This is a genomic window from Pseudomonas sp. AP19 (assembly GCF_001728855.1).
GTDB classification, from domain to species: domain Bacteria; phylum Pseudomonadota; class Gammaproteobacteria; order Pseudomonadales; family Pseudomonadaceae; genus Aquipseudomonas; species Aquipseudomonas fluorescens.
Genome location: NZ_LXJP01000048.1, coordinates 26,966 through 48,560 on the forward strand (window position 1 = coordinate 26,966; position 21,595 = coordinate 48,560).

The 21,595-nt window shown below is 61.6% G+C and carries 20 protein-coding genes; 13 read left to right on the top strand and 7 right to left on the bottom strand.

Translation table 11 applies throughout. The features are described 5' to 3' along the window. The first annotated feature begins 15 nt into the window (after positions 1–15). The 3 genes from A7D21_RS26105 (at position 16) to A7D21_RS26115 (ending at position 3,812) form a co-directional block, all read left to right on the top strand. On the top strand, positions 16–1,200 hold the full coding sequence (locus A7D21_RS26105) for an FAD-binding oxidoreductase (protein ID WP_053256295.1): 1,185 nt from the start codon (positions 16–18) through the stop codon (positions 1,198–1,200). A gap of 59 nt (positions 1,201–1,259) precedes the next feature. Beyond that, positions 1,260–2,117: a GNAT family N-acetyltransferase gene (locus A7D21_RS26110; RefSeq protein ID WP_053256296.1), complete on the top strand. Its 858-nt coding sequence runs from the start codon at positions 1,260–1,262 to the stop codon at positions 2,115–2,117. Positions 2,118–2,345: 228 nt separating this feature from the next. Beyond that, a complete protein-coding gene (locus tag A7D21_RS26115; protein WP_069553043.1) occupies positions 2,346–3,812 on the top strand; it encodes an aldehyde dehydrogenase family protein in 1,467 nt (488 codons plus the stop codon). A 392-nt stretch (positions 3,813–4,204) separates the two neighbouring features. Here the strand turns inward: A7D21_RS26115 and mdeB are convergent, their stop codons facing one another. Beyond that, positions 4,205–6,883, bottom strand: coding sequence for an alpha-ketoglutarate dehydrogenase (mdeB, locus tag A7D21_RS26120; protein WP_069553044.1), 2,679 nt, complete (start codon positions 6,881–6,883; stop codon positions 4,205–4,207). Between the two features lie 190 nt (positions 6,884–7,073). Between mdeB and A7D21_RS26125 the strand changes: the two genes are divergently transcribed. From A7D21_RS26125 to A7D21_RS26135, 3 genes are all read left to right on the top strand, one after another. Continuing rightward, positions 7,074–7,994 (top strand): class I SAM-dependent methyltransferase, encoded by a 921-nt coding sequence (locus A7D21_RS26125; protein WP_069553054.1) that lies wholly within the window; start codon positions 7,074–7,076, stop codon positions 7,992–7,994. A gap of 149 nt (positions 7,995–8,143) precedes the next feature. Next, entirely contained in the window at positions 8,144–8,860 is a 717-nt protein-coding gene (pcsA, locus tag A7D21_RS26130) for a phosphatidylcholine synthase (protein WP_053256299.1), read from the top strand. 195 nt (positions 8,861–9,055) lie between these two features. Further along, positions 9,056–9,835: a TSUP family transporter gene (locus A7D21_RS26135; protein WP_053256300.1), complete on the top strand. Its 780-nt coding sequence runs from the start codon at positions 9,056–9,058 to the stop codon at positions 9,833–9,835. Here A7D21_RS26135 and nudC read toward each other — a convergent pair. Beyond that, positions 9,803–10,636, bottom strand: a complete 834-nt coding sequence (nudC, locus tag A7D21_RS26140) for an NAD(+) diphosphatase (protein ID WP_064452210.1) — start codon at positions 10,634–10,636, stop codon at positions 9,803–9,805. The two genes, A7D21_RS26135 and nudC, sit on opposite strands and share 33 nt — an antisense overlap. A 5-nt stretch (positions 10,637–10,641) precedes the next feature. Further along, entirely contained in the window at positions 10,642–11,454 is an 813-nt protein-coding gene (locus tag A7D21_RS26145; protein ID WP_053256302.1) for a crotonase/enoyl-CoA hydratase family protein, read from the bottom strand. A gap of 191 nt (positions 11,455–11,645) precedes the next feature. Between A7D21_RS26145 and A7D21_RS26150 the strand changes: the two genes are divergently transcribed. Together A7D21_RS26150 and A7D21_RS26155 are read left to right on the top strand one after the other, a co-directional pair. Beyond that, a complete protein-coding gene (locus tag A7D21_RS26150) occupies positions 11,646–12,893 on the top strand; it encodes a chloride channel protein (RefSeq protein ID WP_069553045.1) in 1,248 nt (415 codons plus the stop codon). A gap of 95 nt (positions 12,894–12,988) precedes the next feature. After that, a complete protein-coding gene (locus A7D21_RS26155; protein WP_053256304.1) occupies positions 12,989–13,543 on the top strand; it encodes a UPF0149 family protein in 555 nt (184 codons plus the stop codon). A gap of 6 nt (positions 13,544–13,549) precedes the next feature. Here the strand turns inward: A7D21_RS26155 and A7D21_RS26160 are convergent, their stop codons facing one another. Continuing rightward, entirely contained in the window at positions 13,550–14,179 is a 630-nt protein-coding gene (locus A7D21_RS26160) for a lytic polysaccharide monooxygenase auxiliary activity family 9 protein (RefSeq protein WP_069553046.1), read from the bottom strand. Between the two features lie 438 nt (positions 14,180–14,617). Here A7D21_RS26160 and A7D21_RS26165 point away from each other — a divergent pair, with 438 nt between their 5' ends. Then, positions 14,618–15,874: a 3-phosphoshikimate 1-carboxyvinyltransferase gene (locus tag A7D21_RS26165; RefSeq protein ID WP_069553047.1), complete on the top strand. Its 1,257-nt coding sequence runs from the start codon at positions 14,618–14,620 to the stop codon at positions 15,872–15,874. A gap of 31 nt (positions 15,875–15,905) precedes the next feature. Beyond that, positions 15,906–16,295 carry a hypothetical protein gene (locus A7D21_RS26170; RefSeq protein WP_069553048.1) on the top strand — a complete coding sequence of 130 codons (390 nt, stop codon included), beginning with the start codon at positions 15,906–15,908 and terminating at the stop codon, positions 16,293–16,295. Here A7D21_RS26170 and A7D21_RS26175 read toward each other — a convergent pair whose 3' ends face one another. Further along, positions 16,296–16,895, bottom strand: coding sequence for an NAD(P)H-dependent oxidoreductase (locus A7D21_RS26175; protein WP_069553049.1), 600 nt, complete (start codon positions 16,893–16,895; stop codon positions 16,296–16,298). An 83-nt stretch (positions 16,896–16,978) separates the two neighbouring features. On the opposite strand from A7D21_RS26175, the gene A7D21_RS26180 reads away from it, so the two are divergent. Continuing rightward, on the top strand, positions 16,979–17,581 hold the full coding sequence (locus A7D21_RS26180; protein ID WP_053256309.1) for a TetR/AcrR family transcriptional regulator: 603 nt from the start codon (positions 16,979–16,981) through the stop codon (positions 17,579–17,581). 131 nt (positions 17,582–17,712) lie between these two features. Here A7D21_RS26180 and A7D21_RS26185 read toward each other — a convergent pair whose 3' ends face one another. Further along, positions 17,713–18,384 carry a GNAT family N-acetyltransferase gene (locus tag A7D21_RS26185; protein ID WP_069553050.1) on the bottom strand — a complete coding sequence of 224 codons (672 nt, stop codon included), beginning with the start codon at positions 18,382–18,384 and terminating at the stop codon, positions 17,713–17,715. Between the two features lie 56 nt (positions 18,385–18,440). Then, the gene (locus A7D21_RS26190) at positions 18,441–19,325 is read right to left on the bottom strand and encodes a LysR family transcriptional regulator (RefSeq protein ID WP_069553051.1); all 885 of its coding nucleotides are present in this window, start codon (positions 19,323–19,325) and stop codon (positions 18,441–18,443) included. Between the two features lie 113 nt (positions 19,326–19,438). Between A7D21_RS26190 and A7D21_RS26195 the strand changes: the two genes are divergently transcribed. Next, positions 19,439–20,653 carry an MFS transporter gene (locus A7D21_RS26195; RefSeq protein ID WP_069553052.1) on the top strand — a complete coding sequence of 405 codons (1,215 nt, stop codon included), beginning with the start codon at positions 19,439–19,441 and terminating at the stop codon, positions 20,651–20,653. 81 nt (positions 20,654–20,734) lie between these two features. Further along, the gene (locus A7D21_RS26200) at positions 20,735–21,586 is read left to right on the top strand and encodes a CAP domain-containing protein (RefSeq protein ID WP_053256313.1); all 852 of its coding nucleotides are present in this window, start codon (positions 20,735–20,737) and stop codon (positions 21,584–21,586) included. Positions 21,587–21,595: the final 9 nt, after the last annotated feature.

The window sequence follows — 21,595 nt, forward strand, 5'->3', positions numbered from 1 at the left end:
CAGTGAGGCGCCCTCATGAAACCGCAAAAAAGCGATGTATTGATTATCGGCGGCGGCATCATGGGGTCGGCGTCAGCGTTTTTTCTCAGCCGGCGTGGACACTCCGTCACCCTGCTGGAGCGTGATCAGATTGGCCAGTACGCCAGCGGCGTGAACTTCGGCAACGTGCGGCGCCAGGGGCGTTACCTGGGGCAGTTGCAACTGGCTAACCGCTCCTTTGCCTTGTGGAAGCGCCTGCCGGAGCTGATCGACGACGACCTTGAGTTCATCGCCAGTGGCCATATGCGCGTGTGTTACCGCGAGGACGAGATCGCTGAGCTGCAAGCCTACGCCGAGGCTCCCGAGGCCCGTGAGCTGGGTTTGCAGATCCTGACCGGCAAAGCCTTGCATACCCGCTTTCCGTTCCTGGGCCCGGAAGTCAAAGGTGGCTCCTACGCCCCTCACGATGGCCACGCGAACCCACGCCTGGCGGCGCCGGCGTTTGCCCGGGCGGCCAGGCGCCTGGGTGCGCGGATCGAAGAGCGTATCGAAGTCATCGAGGTGCAGAAAGTGGGCGGTCACTTCCACGTCACGACCACCGATGGCCAACGCTTCGTCGCCGAGCAACTGCTGATCACCGCGGGCGCGTGGGCCGCCAAACTGGCTGAGCAATTCGGAGAACCCGTACCGCTGGAACCCAATGGCCCGCAGATGTCGGTGACCGAACCGGTTCCTTACGCCTTGCCGACGGTGATCGGCGTATTTACCAAGATCAAGGAAGAGGTGATCTACTTCCGCCAGATCCCGCGCGGCAACATCATCATCGGCGGCGGCAACCGCTGCACCCCGGACATGCTCAACCGGCGCGCCTTCTTCAAGCCCGAAAGCCTGCTCAACCAGATGCGACAAATGCGCCGCCTGCTACCGGGCGCCGAGAAGCTGAACATCATCCGGGTATGGAGCGGCATCGAAAGCTACACGCCGGACTCTCTGCCGGTCATCGGCCGCAGCGGGGCCGTCGATGGCTTATTTTATGCGTTCGGCTTCTGTGGTCATGGTTTCCAGCTTGGCCCGGGCGTCGGCGATGTGATGGCCGAACTGATCAGCACCGGCAGTACCAGCACCTTGATCAGCCCATTCGATATCCGCCGGTTCACGAACCCCAGCGCGATTGAAATGCCGTTATCGGCAAGCCTCCTCAACACAGGCAAACTTATATGAGTCGCGTGCCACAACGCCCTGACTGCCCGACCCAAAATCCTCAACTTCAAGGAGGTTGCATGTCCGTAACGTCAGGCTCTACCTATCGGTACCGTGCTGTTACCGCGGCGGATATGCCCGCAGCACACGCGCTCTCGGCCCACCTGAAATGGCCTCATCGAGAAGCAGACTGGGCCATGGTGCAGCGCACATCGCAAGGCTTTGTCGCCGAGCATAAAGGGCAGTTGGTGGGTGTCGCGTTCACTTGCCATCAAGGCGCTTACTCGTCCATCGGCCTGGTGATCGTGAGTGATGAGCACCAAGGAAAGGGGATCGGGCGTCAACTGATGAACCTGTGCTTGGCAGCCACTGCACCACGCACGCCGATTCTCAATGCCACCGAGTCGGGCGCACCGCTCTACGCAAGCATGGGGTTCGTCGACTTCGCGCGTATCCAGCAGCATCAAGGGGTGCCACAGGCGCCTGAGCAGATGCCTTTGATCAAGGGCTCGCAGTGTCGTGCATTGCATCCTGCGGATTACCCTCGGCTGATTGAATTGGCCAATGCGGGCAGTGGCCTGGACCGCACAGCGGTGCTCAATGATTTGCTCCCGATGGCCGAGTCTGTGGTCGGTATTGACGTGGATGGGGAACTACAAGGCATTGCCCTCCTGCGTCGCTTTGGCCGTGGCCATATCATTGGACCGGTTGTTGCAAAGAGCCAGGAGCAAGCCCAACACCTGATTACCCACCTGCTGCGGTTGATACCTGGCGCCTTCGTGCGCTTCGACATTCTTGCCGATTGTGGGTTGGCCGTCTGGCTGGAGCGTCTGGGGCTGCCATGCGTTGATAGAGCGCCGCGGATGGTTCTGGGCGCGCCCCCGAAATCAATCGACGGGGTCAGCCAGTTTGCTCTGGTTACCCAAGCAATCGGCTAGCGATCCCGGCGGGCCGCAAGCGTTTTATACGGTGCAAAAGGCTCCGTTGCATTAATGCAAAGTAAGCCCGCCAGATACAGCAGAATATCCCTTGCAGACGCGAACAACGGCATATTTTGCAGGGCCGTTTTGTTAGCTTATTAAGACGACACGGCCCCAAGCATTTACGGGGCGCTACAGCGACGCGCTTGTTCGCAGCGCCTATTACCGCTCTAAGGAGCTAGTTGGATGACCACGCAATCTTCGAATAGCCATGGCGTTGATCCGCAAACCTCTCTCATGTTTTATATCAACGGCCGTTGGTGTTGCCCGGCGATCCCAGCTAGTTTGCCGGTGGTCAATCCTGCAAGTGAAGAGGTTGTTGCACAGGTCGCCCGCGGATCTACCGAAGATGTCGATCGGGCAGTGGCCGCGGCGCGTGCGGCATTTCCTGGTTGGTCTGCTTCCTCGACAGCAGCGCGTGCGCGTGTGCTTGGCAAGCTCTACGAGCTGATCCTCGAACGAAAAGAGCTGCTTGCCCAGGCCCTCTCTCTCGAAATGGGCGCAGCCATCGGTTTCGCCCGGGCGATGCAAGTTCCACTGGCGGCCGAACACGTGCGTGTCGCGCGTGACCTGCTGTCCAGCTATCGTTTCCAAACGGTTGAAGGCGGCACCGCGATTGAACGCGAACCCATCGGTGTCTGCGGCCTCATCACGCCGTGGAACTGGCCGCTTTATCAAATCACCGCGAAAGTCGCCCCGGCGATAGCTGCCGGTTGCACAGTGGTGTTGAAACCCAGCGAACTGCCCCCCCTGAGCGCCCTTCTTTTTGCCCAACTGGTACACGACGCAGGCCTCCCGCCCGGTGTCTTCAACTTGGTGAACGGAAGCGGCTCCGAGGTCGGCGCGGCCATGGCGGCGCATGCCGATATCGATATGATTTCAATCACCGGCTCTAACCGCGCTGGCGCACTGGTTGCGCAAGCGGCGGCGCCCACGGTGAAACGCGTTACACAGGAGTTGGGAGGCAAGTCCCCAAACCTTCTGCTGCCCGACGCCGATTTCGCCAAAGCCGTGCCCTTGGGGGTGATGTCTGCATTTCGCAACGTAGGGCAATCCTGCAGCGCGCCGACAAGAATGATCGTTCCAAAAAACCGCCTGGCAGAAGTTGAGTCGCTGGCTGCGGCAACCGCCAATGCAATCATCGTGGGTGACCCGCAATCGGAAGACACGATACTGGGCCCCATTGCCAACGAGGCACAATTCAATCGCGTTCAAGCCATGATCAAGCTGGGCCTGGACGAGGGTGCAAAACTGGTTTGCGGTGGGCCAGGACGCGTGCCGGGTTTTGAGAAAGGCTTTTTTACCCGACCGACTGTTTTCTCCGAGGTGGACTCTGCAATGCGGATCGCTCAAGAGGAAATTTTTGGTCCCGTGTTGTGCATCATTGCGTATGAGACGGTCGATGAGGCGGTCGCTATCGCAAACGATACGATCTATGGGCTGGGCGCCCATGTTCAGGGGCAGAACCTTGATCTTGTACGGGCTGTTGCCTCTCGCATTCGTGCAGGTCAAGTGCACCTGAACTACCCCGCGTGGAATCCAATGGCGCCCTTCGGTGGCTACAAGCGCTCGGGCAATGGTCGAGAGTACGGTGTACACGGCTTTGAAGAGTACCTTGAAACCAAAGCTATCATTGGATTTGGTGAGGCGTGAGTCACCGACGTTTCAAACAGCGGCCGGCTGCCGCTCTTTTTTCCCCCTATAAAAACTCAATCTAGGTTGTTCAGTAGGTACTCAGGTCATTTTGAGAAGCGCTTTCAAGACAGCCACCTTTGGATTCCCTAAAGTGAAATGTGGGGGCTGGCCCAACTTGTCACACAGCATTTACGCGTTGTCACGATGAGCTGACAGACAGATCTGGAAATAAGCTGGCTGATAATTCAGGCCCTTCATTTACCTGCAGCACTGAGGAGAACAGCCAAGCCGTACACTTGAAGGTTGAAAGTCCGCAACATTGCTCGCGAATGCAGTCTGTCAGTCAATAAATCAGCTGACGGATTCAGCGCATTCGCGAGCAAGCCCGTACCCACTTTGGTGTGCGCCAATCAGCCAACCCAGGACGCATCCCGCTCCGTCTGCAAGCCATAGCGTGCAATCGCTTCCTGGCACACCCGCGCCTCCAGGCTTCCCTGCTCCACCAGCGCCGTCAGCGCCGCCAGCACAATGTGGTGCCGATCGACCTCAAAGAAATCACGCAACGCCGCCCGAGTATCACTGCGACCGAACCCATCGGTGCCGAGCACGGTGTAGCTGGCGTCCAGGTACGAAGCGATCATCTGCGGCACCGCGCGTACATAGTCGGACACCGCAATCACCGGTGCGCCGTGGGGCAAGCAGTCCTGGACATGGCTGCAACGCTTGGCGGCCTGCGGGTGCAGGCGATTCCAGCGCTCGACGTCGCGCGCTTCGCGCGCCAGCTCGCTAAAACTGGTGACGCTGAACACCTCGCTAGCCACTTGCCAATCCTCGGCCAACAACTGCGCGGCTGCCTGCGCCTCACGCACCAGGGTGCCGGAACCGAGCAGGCGCACCTGAGCGTCGACACCGCCCTCCAGGCGATACATGCCCTTGATAATCGCCGCCTCTACCCCTGCGGGCAGGCTTGGTTGCGGGTAGTTTTCGTTCATCAGGGTGACGTAGTAGAACTCGTCCACGTCGTGTTCGAGCATCTGGCGCATGCCGTGGTCGAGAATCACCGCGAACTCGCCGGCAAACGCCGGATCGTAGGCGCGGCAGTTGGGCACGGCGGCGGCGCTGAGATGGCTGCTGCCGTCCTGATGCTGCAACCCTTCGCCACCCAAGGTGGTGCGCCCGGCGGTGGCACCGAGCAGGAAGCCACGGGCACGTTGATCGGCGGCGGCCCAGATCAGATCGCCGACGCGCTGGAATCCGAACATCGAGTAATAGATGTAGAACGGCAACATGCGCAGGCCATGCACCGAATAACTGGTGGCCGCCGCCACCCAGGAACTGATGGCGCTGGCTTCGCTGATACCCTCCTCCAGAATCTGCCCGTCGGTGGCTTCGCGGTAGCTGAGGATCGAGCCGATGTCTTCTGGCTCGTAACACTGGCCGACACTGGAATAGATGCCAATCTGCTTGAACAGGTTGGCCATGCCAAAGGTGCGCGCCTCATCGGCGACGATCGGCACAATACGCGGGCCCAGGGCCTTGTCCTTGAGCAGGTTGGTGAGCATGCGCACGAAGGCCATGGTGGTGGACATTTCCTTGCCCGCCGCCAACGTGGCGAAACCGGCGTATGCCATCACCGGGGGTACGTTTACCGGCGCTGCGCGTTGGCTGCGGCTGGGCACATAACCGCCCAGCGCATGGCGACGCTCACGCAGGTAGCGCAATTCAAGGCTGTCATCCGACGGTTTAAAGAAACTCAGCGATTCGGTCTGCGCATCCGACAGCGGCAGCTGGAAGCGATTGCGAAAGGCCAGCAGCGCCTCGCGATCCAGCTTCTTCTGCTGGTGAGTGGTCATCTTGCCCTGCCCGGCTTCGCCCATGCCGAAGCCCTTTTTGGTCTGGGCCAGGATGACCGTCGGCTGGCCTTTGACGCGGCGCGCGGCGTGGTAGGCGGCGTGGATCTTGACCATGTCGTGGCCACCGCGCTTCAGGCGGTCGATCTGTTCGTCGCTCATGCCCTTGACCAGTTTGGCCAGAGACGCACTTTGGCCGAAAAAATGTTCGCGGTTATAGGCGCCGTCTTTCGCGGCGAACGTCTGGAATTGCCCGTCGACCGTTTGCGACAGGGTATTGACCAGTGAGCCGTCGCTGTCCTTGGCGAGCAAGGCATCCCAGTCGGAACCCCACACCAGTTTGATCACGTTCCAGCCGGCACCGGCAAATAACGCCTCCAGCTCGTCGATGATGCGACCATTGCCGCGCACCGGGCCGTCGAGGCGTTGCAGGTTGCAGTTGACCACCCAAGTGAGATTGTCCAGGCCTTCGCGGGCGGCCAGGGTCAGGGCCGACATGCTTTCCGGCTCATCCATTTCGCCGTCACCGAATACGCCCCACACGTGGCGGTCGGTGGTGTCCAGCAAGCCGCGATGCTGCAGGTAACGCATGAATCGCGCCTGGAAAATCGAACTGATCGGGCCGATGCCCATGGAACCGGTGGGGAACTGCCAGAAGTCGGGCATCAACCACGGGTGTGGGTAGCTGGAGAGCCCGCGCGCGCCGGCTTTTGGTGCTCCGATCTCTTGCCGATAATGGGCCAGGTCGTTTTCGCTCAAGCGCCCTTCGAGAAAGGCACGCGCGTAAATACCGGGCGCAGAATGCGGTTGGTAGAACACCAGGTCGCCGCCGAACCCATGGTTGCGGGCGCGAAAGAAGTGGTTGAAGCCGACTTCGAACAAATCCGCCGCACTGGCGTAACTGGCGATATGCCCACCGAGTTCGCCATACGCCTGGTTGGCCCGTACCACCATGGCCAGGGCATTCCAACGCACCAGCGAGGCCACGCGCTCTTCGGTGGCGAGGTCGCCGGGAAAGGCCGGCTGCTGCTCGACGCTGATGCTGTTGATATACGGCGTGCCGTGGCGCGGTTTCCAATCGATAGCCGGGGCGCTGCCTTCACGTGCCAGCAGGTCGAGAATCTGCCGCGCCCGCGCCGGACCGGCATTGGCCACCAGCGACGCCAGAGCGTCACGCCATTCGTCCTGTTCTACTTGATCCACAGCCGTGTGACTGACTGCACGCGCGAAACCGTTCATGGGCACCTCCGGGCTTTTTTTCCAGTTTATGTCGGTGCCAGAGGTTTTTTTGACTGTTATCCGCCGTGCGCTTGCGCACTTTGAGCATGAATCACTGCCAATCCGCTTTTTTCCAGCACGTTGTGCTGAAGTCCCCTGAAACCCGTAACTGTGTTTAAAATGCCGCCCGCTCAAAGAACGACGCTCAATGATGAACCCAGACGCACTCGCTACCTTGCACGCCCATTTGCTCACCGCCCTGGCCAGCGCACCCGCTGAAACCCGGCGCTTGTTCCATGGCCGCGGCCGCTGCTGGCCGGGCCTGGAACAACTGACGGTGGACTGGCTGCAAGGCGTGGTGCTGGTTGCCCTGTTCAAAGAAACGGCGCATCTGGAGGGTTTGAAGCAGCACCTGTTGCAAATTGATTGGGCGCAGTTCGGTGTGCATACGGTCGCCCTGCAACACCGCTACCTGCCGCAGAGCACCACCGAATGGCTGGTGGGCGCTGCGATTGATGAGCTGACCATCACCGAAGGCGGCCTGCGTTACCTGATCGACCTGGGTAAAAAGCAGAACAGCGGGCTGTTCCTCGACATGCGCTACGGCCGCAACTGGGTCCGCGAGCAGGCCAAGGGGCAGCGCGTGCTCAACTTGTTCGCCTACACCTGTGGGTTTTCGGTCGCTGCCATCGAAGGCGGCGCGGACCATGTGGTGAACCTGGACATGGCCCGTGGTGCCCTGAGCCGCGGGCGCGACAACCATCGCCTGAACGGTCACGACCTGAGCAAGGTCAGCTTTCTGGGCCACGACTTGTTCAAGTCCTGGGCCAAAGTCACCAACAGCGGCCCTTATGACCTGGTGATCATCGACCCGCCCTCCTTCCAGAAAGGCAGCTTTCTACTGACCAAGGACTACCAGCGCGTACTGCGCCGCCTGCCGGATTTGCTCACGGCGCAAGGCACGGTATTGGCTTGTATGAACGACCCGGCCTTCGGCGAAGACTTCCTGATTGACGGCGTCACCCGCGAAGCACCGGGCCTGCGCTTCATCGAGCGGCTGGAGAACCCACCGGAATTTGCGGATATCGACCCACAAAGTGGTCTGAAGGCACTGGTGTTCCGTCAGGGCTGATGCCGAAACGTCTTACGCTTGCTACGCTAAGTGATACGCCGGGCAGGTGAACCTTATCCCTCTCTTCCCGGTCGATACCTGCATTCCCTGGCCAGACTCGACGGCGTTACGTTGTCGGCTGCCCCGTTTCACCTTTTGGAGAACCGCCCGTGATATCGACCCTGCATGTAGCCAGACTCAAAGCCTGGGGCGCCCACGGCTTTACCGCCACCGGTGTGGTATTGGCCTTCCTGGCCACCCTGGCACTGCTGGAAAACTCACCCAAGGCTTGCCTGCTGTGGCTGGGCCTCGCGCTGGTGGTCGATGGTGTCGACGGCTCGCTGGCGCGCCGAGTGAATGTCAGCACGGTATTACCGAGCTTTGATGGCTCGGTGCTCGACCTGGTGATTGATTACCTGACCTACGTGTTTATTCCGGCACTGTTTATCTACCGCTATATCGACCTGCCGGACTTTACGCACCTGTTCACGGTATCGGTGATTCTGGTGTCGTCGTTGTTCTGCTTCTGCAACGTGAATATGAAGAGCAAGGACAACTACTTTGTCGGCTTCCCCGCCGCGTGGAACGTGGTTGCCCTGTGCGTCTACATCATCCAGCCGCAAGCCTGGGTCACCTTGCTGACCGTGATCGGCCTGGCGCTGTTGACGGTGACACCGATGAAGTTCCTGCACCCGTTCCGGGTCAAGCGGTTCATGCCGATCAACATCGCGGTCACCACCATCTGGTTGCTGTGCAGCTTTCTGATGGTCGTGGATTATCCGAATACCAACCCGTGGACGTTCGGGTTGTGGTCGCTGATGTCGGCTTACTTCCTCGGGATTTGTGTGTGGCGCACCGCGCTGGAATGGTTAGGCACACACCGTTAATAAAGTGGGCAGGATTTAAAAGGTGGGAGCGGGCTTGCTCGCGAAAGCGGTGGATCAGTTACAGATGTGTTGACTGATACTCCGTTTTCGCGAGCAAGCCCGCTCCCACATTTGGTTCTGCCTTGATCAGACAGGTAAGATACTGGCCTTCGGTACAGCCCCTTCGCTGCGCCCTGCCAATAATAAGCCCTGCCCATGCCCTTCGAACTCAGCGTTGACCTGACCACCCTCGCCATTCTCGCCGTCGTTGCCTTCATCGCCGGTTTCATCGACGCCATCGCCGGCGGCGGCGGCCTGCTCACCACGCCGGCCTTGCTGACCGCCGGCATGCCGCCGCACCTGGTACTGGGCACCAACAAGCTGAGTTCGACGTTCGGCTCCGCCACCGCGAGCTTCACCTTCTACCGGCGCAAACTGTTTCACCCGCGCCAATGGGTGCATGCCATCGTCGGCACCCTGATCGGGGCCCTGGCCGGTGCGGTGGTCGCCCACTACCTGCCCGCCGAAACCCTGAACAAAATGCTTCCGGTGATCGTGTTCGGCTGCGGTGTGTACCTGCTGTTCGGCGGCACGCCCAAGGCGCCGCTGGATGCCGATGCACCCATCAAGAAGAAATGGCAGTCCACTCAAGGCTTCGGCCTGGGCTTCTACGATGGCGTGGCCGGCCCCGGCACGGGCGCGTTCTGGACGGTGAGCACAATGCTGCTGCACCCGATCGACCTGGTCAAAGCCAGCGGCGTGGCGCGCAGCATGAACTTCGTCAGCAACGCGGCAGCGCTGTCGGTGTTCATCTTCAACGGTTCGGTGGACTGGATCGTCGGCCTGGCGATGGGCTTCTCGGTAATGGGTGGCGCGTTCTTTGGCGCACGCAGCGCGATCAGCGGCGGCGCCAAATTCATTCGCCCGGTGTTTATCACCGTGGTCCTCGGCCTGACGGTGCGCCTAGCCTGGCAGCACTGGTTCAGCGTGGCCTAAGCGTCGGGCCAGGTAGAGGTCGATCAGGTAACGCGCAATCGAGCGTGACGCCGGCAACGGCGGCAGGTCGTGGATGTTGAACCATTGCGCGTCTTCGATCTCATCGGCCTGGGGCACGATGTCACCGCCGGCGTACTCGGCATGGAACCCGAGCATCATCGAGTGTGGGAACGGCCAGCATTGGCTGCCCATGTACTGGATATTCTTGACCTCCACCTGCACTTCTTCGCGGACTTCGCGAATCAGGCAGTCTTCAGCGGACTCACCCGGCTCGGCAAACCCGGCCAGGGTGCTGTAGACACCGCTGACAAAGCGCGGCGAGCGGGCCAACAGAATCTCGTCGCCACGGGTCACCAGCACGATCATGCTCGGCGAAATCCTCGGGTAGCTGCGCAGGTCACACGCCTGGCAATACATCGCCCGCTCCCGTGGCACCTGGACCATGGCCTGGCCGCAACTGCCGCAAAACCGGTGCTCCCGGGCCCAAGTGCCAATCTGCGCGGCGTAACCCAACACTTTGTACAGCGTGTGGTCGCCTTGCAGCATGAAGCCGCGCAAGCCCTGCCAACTGCAACCCGGCACATCACTGGCCGAGTTGAGTTCAAGCAAGTACACCGGTTCGCCATCGAGGTGGCCGATGCCATGTTCGGCGAATACCGAAAGGTCCTGGCGCTTGAGCCATTCCCTGGGGAATAGCGGGCCGTTGGTGTCATGCAAAAAGCCTTCGCGGCTGCGGGCGACGGCCCAGCCGCCAGGGGCGTCGTTGTCGAGCAGCGTTGTGGTAATCCAGCCTGGGGTCATGTCGGTCAATCCACGAATTCGGGTTTCTGCTTGCTCATGTGGGCCGCGATGGCCACACGCAGGTCGTTGGATTGCAACATAGCCGAGTTCCAGGTGGCAACGTATTCCAAACCATCATTGACCGTATGGTCGCGCATGTAGCTGATCATGGCCTTGGTGCCGGTCACGGCGATCGGCGACTTGGCGGCGATTTGCCGGGCGATATCCATCACGCCGGCCAACAGGCTTTCCTGATCGGCATACACCCGATTGACCAGGCCGATGCTGCGCGCTTCCTCCGCGCCAAACTGACGGCCGGTATACGCCAGTTCACGCAACATGCCGTCGCCGATGATGCGCGGCAGACGCTGCAAGGTGCCGACGTCGGCGGCCATGCCGATGTCGATTTCCTTGATGGAAAACTGCGCATCCTCGGCGGCGTAACGCATGTCGCAGGCGCTGATCAGGTCGATAGCGCCGCCAATGCAGTAGCCGTGGATCGCCGCCAGTACCGGTTTGCGGCAGTTGTCGACGGCGTTGAACGACGCTTGCAGTTCCAGGATCTTGCGGCGCAGCAGGCGTGCGTTGCGGCCTACGTCCTTGCCGAAGGCATTGGCCACCGAGGCGAGCATCATCAAGTCGATGCCCGACGAGAAATGCTTGCCTGCGCCGCTGAGCACCACGGCGCGCACCGCGTCGGTGTCTTCGACCCACTGGAAGATGTCGATGATTTCGGTCCAGAACGCCGCGTTCATCGCGTTGATCTTTTCCGGGCGGTTGATCTGCACATGGGCAACATTGCCGGTAAGTTCGACGAGGAAGGCTTGGTATTCGGACATGGCAGTGATCCCTGACTGGCGAGTGATAAGGACCGAACTATAACAAGGGAGCGCGACGGCGCATCGGCCAAAAACGGGACTGGCAAAGGTAATGAAAGGGTGTGGGCGGCAGGTTCACGCAGCGCCGATACATTTCATCCCGAAAGCGCGCCATATCGGCTATAAATCAGGGCCCTTGCCTGGAGCCGTGTATGCCGACCACGTTGCGTTCATCGTTGATGCTGGCCCTGGTGGTCGTGCTGACCGGGATCGGCGCGGGCCTGGGCGGCATGCTCCTGGCGTTGCTGCTGCATGCCATCCAGCATTTGGCCTACGGTTACAGCCTCGACAGCCTGCTCAGCCATGAAACCTTTTTATGGGGCGTAACCGCTGCGCCGCCGGAACGCCGGCTGTGGGTGCTGATGGTGTGCGGCGTGGTGGCCGGGTTGGGCTGGTGGACGATTTATCGCTACGGTCGCCCGCTGGTCAGTATCAAGCAGGCGGTCTCTCCCAGTATGCCGAGCATGCCGCCCAAGACCACCCTCGCCCACAGCGTGCTGCAGATCATCACCGTGGGCCTTGGCTCGCCACTCGGGCGTGAAGTGGCGCCGCGTGAAGTCGGCGCGTTGGCGGCGACGTGGTTGTCGCAACGTGCGCGACTTGAACCGGACATGCACCGTTTGATCGTGGCGTGCGGTGCGGGCGCCGGGCTGGCGGCGGTGTATAACGTGCCGTTGGGCGGTGCGATATTTGTGCTGGAAGTGCTGGTGGGGGCATTCAGTTGGCCGGCGGCGGTGATTGCCCTGACGACCTCGGCGCTGGGCGCGGCCGTGGCGTGGATCGGTTTGGGCGCGCAATCGCAATATGAGGTGCCGCATTTTGTGCTGAGCCCGGCATTGATCGCCTGGGCGCTGGTCTGCGGGCCGGTGTTTGGCCTGGCCGCCTATGGCTTTACCCGCCTGACCGGCGCCGCCAGGGCCAATGCCGCGCGCGGCTGGCGTTTGCCGGTGTTGTCGGTAATCAACTTCACGATTATCGGTGGGCTGGCGATGCTGCTGCCGCAGATACTCGGCAATGGCAAAGGCCCGGCGCAATTGGGTTTCGACAATGAACTGAGCATCGGCCTGGCCGCCATTCTGCTGCTGGTCAAGGTACTGATTACCGCCAGCAGCCTGCGCGCCGGGGCCGAAGGCGGCCTGCTGACGCCGGGCCTGGCCAACGGCGCATTGCTGGCGATCATCCTCGGCGGTGGTTGGAGCCTGCTGTGGCCCGGCGTGCCGCTGGGTGCGTTTGCGATCATCGGCGCGGCGGCGTTCCTGGCGGCCAGCATGAGTATGCCGTTGACCGCGATTGTGCTGGTGGCGGAATTTACCCGCATCGACCATGACTTTCTGGTGCCGATCATTCTCGCCGTGGTGGGTGCAATGTGCGTGAGCAAGCTGTGCCAACGTCGCGGGTAAGTCCCGGTAAAAACGCTGGAAAAAAGCTCGCCCAGGCGCCATTCTTCGCGCTTTAAGCCGCCCAGCAGCGGCGCTCGACGCTCAAAGGAAATGCCATGCACGCCCAACCTCTCGCCCCTGCCGATTTCGAATTCATCGACGACACCTTGCTCAAGTACGGCGACGATCACTCGGTGCTGAACCTGGCCGAACTCGACGGCTACTTCACCGCGCTGGTGTCCAGCCCGGCTCAAGTGGAAGTCGCTGAGTGGTTCCCGGCGATCTGGGGTGGGCAGAACCCGGCCTGGGAACAGGTTGAAGAGGCCCAGCGCTTCCTCGAACTGTGCGTGCGCCATATGAATAGCCTGGCGGCGCAACTGGCAACCGACGCGCACACCTTCAAGGCCCGCTTTGATGACACCGAACATCAGGGCCAAGCCGTCACGCTTGCCGAAGAATGGTGCTTTGGCTATATCCGCGGTGCCGCGATTGGCAACTGGCCGGAACTGCCCGCCGAACAGGCCGCGCAGTGGGAGAAAATTTCCTGGTGCGCCGAGCAGGATAACTTCGAGCTGCCGGCGGACCTGGATGTAAACGCCCATCAACAGCGGGTCAGCGAAATCGAACCGGCCGTGCGGGCGTTACATGATTACTGGTTGAGCCAACGTTAATCGGGCTTACTTGAAGTCCAGGTCAAACGCCTGATAAAACGCGTTGCCGGTGTTGGCCACGATCCACATCAACACCACCACGTGCCGGCCCTTCTTGCCTTTAGGCAGGGTGACCTGGTGTTCGACCTTGGCTTTCATTTCGCCGGAGTGCTGGTAGTAAGGCACTTGGGTGTAGAAGTCTTCAAAGAATGGCTTGGCCTCCAGTTGAGCGCGGCTGATGCGCTGTTTGGGGTCCCAGCCATCCTTGGTGATCAACCAACGATAGCCACGGGTGACGTGGGCGGCGGTGTATTCCCACTGCACCTTGAACACCTGGCCCGCCTCGACATTCAGCAACGGCCAGTTAAACGGGGTATTGAGCTTTTTGCTCATTTCCTCGTCGGTGAAGTTAATACAGTCACGGTCGTCGGTTTTACCGCCGCTCAGGATATGCCCATCGCCAGGTGGCGTGACGCTGGGGTCATCGGTTTCATAGGGGGCAGGGAACGGCCCGGCGGTGAGTGCCGGGAAGTTCTTGCCACCTTCCATCTCGTTGACTTGCCAGTTGCCCAACAGCCCGCGTTCGACTGCCACGGAACCACGGCTGGCCGGTGTCACGACGCGACCATGTCTGAGTTGAGTCTCGGGTTTGTTCATTTCATTCACTCCTTGATTGAATAAGCCCCGTCATGGGGCACGCTTCGAACTTACCTCGCTGCGTTTTATTGTCCAGCCGACGCTTCTCTCGGAAACGTCATACTTCGCCTGCGTTTCGCGGAGTAAAGGCCTTTGTCCTGCATCAATTTTGTCACTTGTCCTACTCGGTAACGCGCGGTACGGCTACACGCTGAGGCAGGGATAAGTCGCCAACTCGACGCCAATGCAGGGAGTGTCGGCCTGTTGGCGCGCAAGATCGAAGTGGCGCGCCAGGTCGCCGACTGCAGCGCTACCCACCGCCAGGTGAATCGGCTGATGGCGCCGTAATACGCGCCGTACAACGATCCCTGCTCGACAAGCGTGGCGTGTTTGGCTGATTATTCGGTCCGTCCGTCGCGCCACTGCGCACCACCTTGCCTTGATCAGGAGCCTTGTACCTTGAGTTCGCAGAAAACCGTGACCGTTACACCGCCTAATTTCCCCCTGAACGGCAAGGTCGCGCCGCCCGGCTCCAAATCCATTACCAACCGTGCCCTGTTGCTGGCAGCCCTGGCCAAGGGCACCAGCCGCCTGAGCGGCGCGTTGAAGAGTGATGACACCCGCCACATGTCGGTGGCCCTGCGCCAGATGGGCGTGACCATCGACGAGCCGGACGACACCACTTTCGTGGTCACCGGCTCAGGTAAACTGCAATTGCCCACGCAACCGCTGTTTCTCGGCAATGCTGGCACCGCGATGCGTTTTCTCACCGCGGCGGTGGCGACGGTCGAAGGCACGGTGGTGCTGGACGGCGATGACTACATGCAAAAACGCCCGATTGGCCCGCTGCTGGCGACCCTTGGCCAGAACGGTATCCGCGTCGACAGCCCAACCGGTTGCCCGCCAGTGACCGTGCATGGCGTGGGCAAGGTCAAGGCCAAACGTTTTGAAATCGATGGCGGCTTGTCCAGCCAGTACGTATCGGCCCTGCTGATGCTTGCCGCATGCGGCGAAGCGCCGATTGAAGTGGCGTTGACCGGCAAAGACATTGGCGCCCGTGGCTATGTGGACCTGACCCTGGACTGCATGCGCGCGTTCGGCGCTCAAGTGGAGGTGGTTGACGACGCCCGCTGGCGCGTCGCCCCGACCGGCTACACCGCCCATGACTACCTGATCGAACCCGACGCCTCCGCCGCCACCTACTTGTGGGCCGCTGAAGTGTTGACCGGCGGCCACATCGACATTGGCGTCGCCGCGCAAGACTTCACCCAGCCGGACGCCAAGGCGCAAGCCGTGATTGCCCAGTTCCCACACATGCCGGCCAGCGTCGTTGGCTCACAAATGCAGGACGCGATCCCGACCCTCGCAGTGCTGGCCGCATTCAACAATACTCCGGTGCGCTTCACCGAACTGGCCAACCTGCGCGTGAAGGAATGTGACCGCGTACAGGCGCTGCACGACGGCCTTAACCAAATCCGCCCAGGTTTGGCGAGCATCGAAGGTGACGACCTGCTCGTCGCCAGCGATCCTGCGTTGGCCGGCACCTCGTGCACCGCGCTGATCGACACCCACGCCGACCACCGCATTGCCATGTGCTTTGCGCTGGCAGGCCTGAAGGTCTCCGGGGTGCGTATTCAAGACCCGGACTGCGTCGCCAAGACCTACCCTGAATACTGGAAGGCCCTGGGCAGTCTTGGGGTTGCGCTGAGCTACTGATCCAACGCGTCGGCATGGGGAGGGAGTGATCATGACAATTCGCCAACCCTGCCCACCCGGCGTGTGTGTCTGCGATCGCGAACAACTGCTGCAAACCCCTGACGCCGACCTGCGCGTCCTCAGCCTGACGCGTCAGGAAGAGAAAAAGCTGATCGAACGCCTTGAAGACCTCAAAAGCCTGCAGGACCTGGAGCACATGCAACAGCGGATGTACGAGCTATTGGGTATCCGCGTGCATGTCGCGCCGGGGCACACCGAGGTCAAGAGCATGCGCGGGATTCTGATCACCCTCGATGAGCTGCCCGGTATGTGCCGTAAAACCCGGCAAGCCATTCCGGCGGCGATTCGCAGAGGCATGGAAAAACGCCCGGAAATTGCCTACCGCCTGCTCGACGCCCACGATTTGTTTCGCGAAGGCTGACTACCCGGCGACCGTCTCGTTTGCAAACAGGCCCTGCCCGAGCGCCTTCGCCGTGTGCAAATGCGCCTGCGCCGTGCCGCTTTCCGACTCCAGCAGCAACTTGGACGTCACCACCTGCGCGCCGCAGTAATCAAAAATCCCGTAGTCAATCTGCGTGCGCATCGCTTTGGCATAACCATGTCGTTCAAACGCGCTTGCGTCCGCTGCGCCAACTGCCAGCAGATGCACCTGCACATGCCGCAGTTTTTTCACCACGGGGCTGTCCGGGCCGTAATCAATCGCCCAGCCGTTGACGAACACCCGGTCGACCCAGCCTTTGAGCAGGCCCGGCAGCGACCACCAATAGATCGGAAATACCAGCACCAAGGCATCCGCGCGGTCGATACGGGCCTGTTCGGCAAGCACATCAGCGGGCGGTTCGGCGTGCGTGCGGTGAACCCGATGGTCGGCGGCGGTGTAGCGCGGGTCGAAGCCTTCGGCGGCGAGGTCGGCGATCTCGTACGTATGGCCGGCCGCAGTCAGCCCTGCCGCCACTTGCACGGCGAGGCTGTGGGTCAGGGATTTGGGGTCGTGATGGGCAACAACGAGCAGTGCGTGCATGACATTGACTCCGTTTCAGTTTAGTCTGCGCTTAAGCTACTTTTAGTAAGTTACGACCCTTAAGTTACTTTTGGTATATAAGCATGTCAAGCGATGAATCCCCTGCCCCTCGTCGACGCCTTGCACGCGAAGATCGCCTTCGCCAATTGCTGGACGTGGCCTGGCAACTGGTCAGCGACGAAGGCACCGAAGCGCTGACCCTTGGCCGCCTCGCGGAACTGGCGGGCGTGACTAAACCGGTGGTCTATGACCATTTCGTCACCCGCGCCGGGTTGCTGGCGGCGCTTTACGAGGACTTCGACAGGCGCCAGAACCAGGTGCTGGCCGATGCCCTGGACGCCAGCGCCGCAACATTGGCGGACCGGGCGTGGGTGATTGCCTCGTCCTATGTCGATTGCGTGTTATTGCAAGGCCGGGAAATCCCCGGCGTGATTGCCGCCTTGAGCAGCTCGCCGGAGCTGGAAACCCTCAAGCGCAAATACGAGGCGATCTTCCTCGATAAATGCCGGGACGCCCTGGCGCCGTTTGCAGCCGGCGCCACTGTTTCCCAGGCGGCCATGCGCGCCATGCTCGGCGCGGCGGAGGCCTTGTCCCATGCGGCGGCCAGTGGCGAGATCAGCCGCGAAGAGGCGCAGCAGGAGTTGCTGGCGACGATTCTGGCGATGGTCAACCGGGCGCGCGCTTGAATCATTCTTGACGCCGATGCCGACGGCTACAGCGTGATGACCCGCGATGACGGCAGCCAGCAACGGGCGCGTGACCACGCCCGGCCATCTGACGCAGCAATAAAAAAACCTCCCTTGGGAGGTTTTTTGCTTCAGGCCTGGTGTTCACTTACAAACCGCTGAACCTTGCGTGTCAGCTGATCAAGATGCCGATCGCGCTGTTTCTCGGCGTCGACCATGGCACGCTTGCCGTGCTTTTGCAGCAGGTAGGTATGAATCTGCCGCACCTCCAGCGAGCTGTATATCGCTGCCACGTCCAGCACCGCCATCAAGCCATCCGTGCCGTAATCGCGTGTGTTCATCAACACCTGAGTGCCCCGCGCGCCGCGTACCTGAAAGCCCATGGCGGCGAAGGCCGGCACCTTTTCCACGGCACACGCCAACTCGGCATGGGGATAGCGTGCCAATACCTCGCGCATCATCGCGCGCGCCACCCCCTGACGCCGGAAACCTGCCTGCACGGCCATGAAGGCAATACCGCAGGCCTGCGGATCATCCTTCACGGGCAGGTACAGGCAAAAGCCGATCAGCTGCTCCTCCTCCATCGCCACAACTAACTCAACCGCAACCCCTTTGGACCCATCCAGTGCCTCCAGGTACAGGTGCACCTCAAAACCAATGGCGTATTGATAGATGTTGTAGAGCAAGTTACTCGGTGCCAGCGCAACGCTGCTGATGTCGGTGAGGTTGTCCACCACCCTCTGCAGGATCTGGCTGTTGATCGATTCGGGGCACGGCGCGGTATAGCGGGTAAGGCTGAACATGCAAATTCCTGGGGGTTCGCGTCAAGGCAGCCGCGATTGTACCTGCTGCGGCCGGTTCAGTGCCCGCACACCTCACGCAAACAACCACGCAGCCAGCGATGGGCGAGGTCGCCATCCAGGCGTGGATGCCAGAGCATGGACAGGGTAAATGTCGATAGTGCCAGCGGCAACGCGAAGCTATACAGACCCGCGCGCTGATTGGTGGTGTAGCGCTCGGGCACGCTGGCGATCAGGTCGGTGTCGCGCGCAAGGGCGATGGCCGTGGCAAACCCGGCGACGATGGTGCTGATGTGGCGCTTGAGGCCTTGGGCGTCGAGCGCGTCGTCGACCTCGCCACGGTCTAACCCGCGCCGTGACACGTAGACGTGCTGGCCCTCGGCAAAACGCTCGGCGCTGACCGCGCCGTGGCTCAGCGGATGACCGCTGCGCACTACGCCGACCAGGCGATCGCGAAACAACGCCTGGGTCAGCACCTCGGGGCTGGCCGTGGCGTCGACCACGCCGATGGCCAGGTCTACGCTGGCATCGCGCAGCAAGGCATTGTCCTTGTCCGTCTTGTTGACGAAGCGCAGCCGCACGCCGGGCGCCTCCTGGGCAATGCGCGCCAGCAACGCCGGGCCAAGATTTTCGACAAATTCTTCACTGGAGCGCAGCGTGAAGGTACGCACCACCTGGCGCATGTCCAGGGATTGCGCGGGCCGCAGCACCGCTTGAGCGTCTTGAACCAAGCGGCTGACCTGTTCACGCAGCGCCAGCGCACGCGGGGTCGGCACGAGACCCCGCCCGGCACGCACCAACAACGGGTCGCCGGTGGTTTCACGCAGCCGTGCCAGCGCACGGCTCATGGCCGACGGGCTCAAGCGCAGGCGTTTGGCGGCCCGCGCGACACTGCCTTCGGTGAGCAACACATCCAGGGTAATCAGCAAGTTCAGGTCGGGCATTGGCGCTCCTTATCAGGCGTTCGCTGCAGGTATTGGCTGTAACCCATGCGTCTTCCGCCATGTTAGGCGACGACGTAGATTTGTGACAGCACCGTTCACTCAAGGATTCCTCCATGCACACCTCTTCTCGCGGCGGTCTTGTCTGCCTGTCCCTGTCCATGTTGCTGGCCTCGCTGGGGACCAGCATCGCCAACGTCGGCTTACCGGCGCTAGCGCACGTCTTCAATGCATCCTTCCACGCGGTGCAGTGGGTGGTGCTCGCGTACCTGTTCGCGATCACCGCAGTTATCGTCAACGCCGGCCGCCTGGGGGATCGGCTCGGCCGCCGTCAGTTGTTGCTCAGCGGTTTGCTGCTGTTCGCCGCTGCGTGCGCGCTGTGCGCTGTCGCACCGTCATTGCCCTGGCTGATTGGCGCACGGGTCCTGCAAGGCTTGGGTGCAGCGGTGATGATGGCGATGACACTGGCGATGGTCGGCGAAACCGTCTCCCGAGAGCGCACCGGCCGCGTGATGGGCTGGCTGGGCACGATGTCGGCCGTCGGCACCGCCATGGGTCCCAGCGTCGGCGGGATGCTGCTCAGCCTGTGGGGCTGGCGTGCGCTGTTTCTGGTGGGAGCACCGTTGGGCATGTTGGCCGCGGCCCTCGCCTTTCATTATTTGCCGGCTGATCGGCAGGCCCCCGCGGCCACCTCGGGCGATGGGTTCTGGCGGCCATTGAAGGACCCGGCGTTGCGCGCAGGGTTGGCAATGAGTGCGTTGGTGTCGGCGGTGATCATGAGCACCTTCGTGGTCGGGCCGTTCTATCTATCCCGTGGTCTGGGGCTGGATGCTGCCTGGATGGGCCTGGCAATGGCCGTCGGGCCTTGTGTGTCGGCGCTCAATGGCCTACCGGCAGGCCAGCTTACCGACCGGCTGGGCAGCCAGCGCATGACTCGCGCGGGCTTGGGCGTCATGGGGCTCGGCGCGCTGTTGCTGGCGGTGGCTTCGGGCTTGATCGCCTACCTTGGCTCACTGATTCTACTGACCCTGGGCTACAGCCTGTTCCAGGCCGCGAACAACACCGCGGTGATGAGTGATGTCGAGCCCGCACGCCGTGGCACGGTCTCCGGCCTGTTGAACCTGTCACGCAACCTCGGGCTGATTTTCGGTGCCTGGGCGCTGGGCGCAGTCTTTGCCTGGGCCAGCCCCGACGTGACCCATGCGACCGCGCAAACCGTGGCTAATGGCCTGCACGTAACCTTCGGCGTGGCACTCGCGCTGATCGTCACTGCGAGCACCTTTGCCTGGCGCCGCAATAGCGCCGAGAACTGCCCGCAGAACGTCCGTTGAGGCAAAAAAACAAAAAAGGCGTTGCGCCAGACCGGGTTACATCGCGCATCATGGGCACTTTCAAGCTCAAGGGTAACGTCCATGCGCGTGCTGTCATTGATGATGGGTCTTACGACGCTGGCCGCCAGTCTGGCGTTCTGCGCCAGCGCGATGGCGAATGAAGAAAGTCAGTTAGTGCAACAGATCAACGAATACCGCAGCCAGGTACAGCGCTGTGGTAACCAGGGTTCCCAGGAACTGCCACCGTTGGCCAGCGACACGCGGCTGGTGCTGCCGGCGACCAATGTCGGCGACTTGCAGCAAGCGCTGGCGCGGGCCGCGTACCCGATGGTGAATGTGCAAGCCATCAGCCTCTCCGGCCCCAAAAACGCCGACGCGGCCATGAAAGCGGTGCGCGAAAGTTTCTGTCGCGTGGTGCTCGACCCGCAATTTGTCGACATCGGCGTGAGTAACAGCGGCCAGGATTGGCGCATCGTGCTGGCCCGCCCGCTGCTGTCCAGCGGACTCGGGGATTGGCAGACCGAAGGCAAGCAAATCCTCAACCTGGTCAACGCCGCCCGGGAACAACCACGCCAGTGCGGCACCCAGGCATTTACCGCGACCACACCGCTGTCGTGGAACGACGCGCTGGCCAATGCCGCCAACAGCCACACACGCAATATGGCCAACGGCAATTTCTTCGACCACTTGGACCATGACGGCCGCACACCCGGCGACCGTGCGGAACTGTCCGGTTATATCGCGAAGAACATCGGCGAAAACATTGCCGCCGGCCTCGATACCCCACGCAAGGTCGTGGACGGCTGGCTGGCCAGCCCGGGCCATTGCGCCAACCTGATGAACCCGCAATTTCGCGAGTTGGGGGCAGCCTATGCCATGGACCCGAAGAGTGACGCGGGGATTTATTGGACCGCAGTGTTCGGCACGCAATAGCCGGCCGGG

Coding starts and splice junctions, on each gene's coding strand:
- A7D21_RS26105 (WP_053256295.1), top strand. CDS start 16: ATGAAACCGCAAAAAAGCGATGTATTGATTATCGGCGGCGGCATCATG.
- A7D21_RS26110 (WP_053256296.1), top strand. CDS start 1,260: ATGTCCGTAACGTCAGGCTCTACCTATCGGTACCGTGCTGTTACCGCG.
- A7D21_RS26115 (WP_069553043.1), top strand. CDS start 2,346: ATGACCACGCAATCTTCGAATAGCCATGGCGTTGATCCGCAAACCTCT.
- mdeB (WP_069553044.1), bottom strand. CDS start 6,883: ATGAACGGTTTCGCGCGTGCAGTCAGTCACACGGCTGTGGATCAAGTA.
- A7D21_RS26125 (WP_069553054.1), top strand. CDS start 7,074: ATGAACCCAGACGCACTCGCTACCTTGCACGCCCATTTGCTCACCGCC.
- A7D21_RS26135 (WP_053256300.1), top strand. CDS start 9,056: ATGCCCTTCGAACTCAGCGTTGACCTGACCACCCTCGCCATTCTCGCC.
- nudC (WP_064452210.1), bottom strand. CDS start 10,636: ATGACCCCAGGCTGGATTACCACAACGCTGCTCGACAACGACGCCCCT.
- A7D21_RS26145 (WP_053256302.1), bottom strand. CDS start 11,454: ATGTCCGAATACCAAGCCTTCCTCGTCGAACTTACCGGCAATGTTGCC.
- A7D21_RS26150 (WP_069553045.1), top strand. CDS start 11,646: ATGCCGACCACGTTGCGTTCATCGTTGATGCTGGCCCTGGTGGTCGTG.
- A7D21_RS26155 (WP_053256304.1), top strand. CDS start 12,989: ATGCACGCCCAACCTCTCGCCCCTGCCGATTTCGAATTCATCGACGAC.
- A7D21_RS26160 (WP_069553046.1), bottom strand. CDS start 14,179: ATGAACAAACCCGAGACTCAACTCAGACATGGTCGCGTCGTGACACCG.
- A7D21_RS26170 (WP_069553048.1), top strand. CDS start 15,906: ATGACAATTCGCCAACCCTGCCCACCCGGCGTGTGTGTCTGCGATCGC.
- A7D21_RS26175 (WP_069553049.1), bottom strand. CDS start 16,895: ATGCACGCACTGCTCGTTGTTGCCCATCACGACCCCAAATCCCTGACC.
- A7D21_RS26180 (WP_053256309.1), top strand. CDS start 16,979: ATGTCAAGCGATGAATCCCCTGCCCCTCGTCGACGCCTTGCACGCGAA.
- A7D21_RS26185 (WP_069553050.1), bottom strand. CDS start 18,384: ATGTTCAGCCTTACCCGCTATACCGCGCCGTGCCCCGAATCGATCAAC.
- A7D21_RS26190 (WP_069553051.1), bottom strand. CDS start 19,325: ATGCCCGACCTGAACTTGCTGATTACCCTGGATGTGTTGCTCACCGAA.
- A7D21_RS26195 (WP_069553052.1), top strand. CDS start 19,439: ATGCACACCTCTTCTCGCGGCGGTCTTGTCTGCCTGTCCCTGTCCATG.
- A7D21_RS26200 (WP_053256313.1), top strand. CDS start 20,735: ATGCGCGTGCTGTCATTGATGATGGGTCTTACGACGCTGGCCGCCAGT.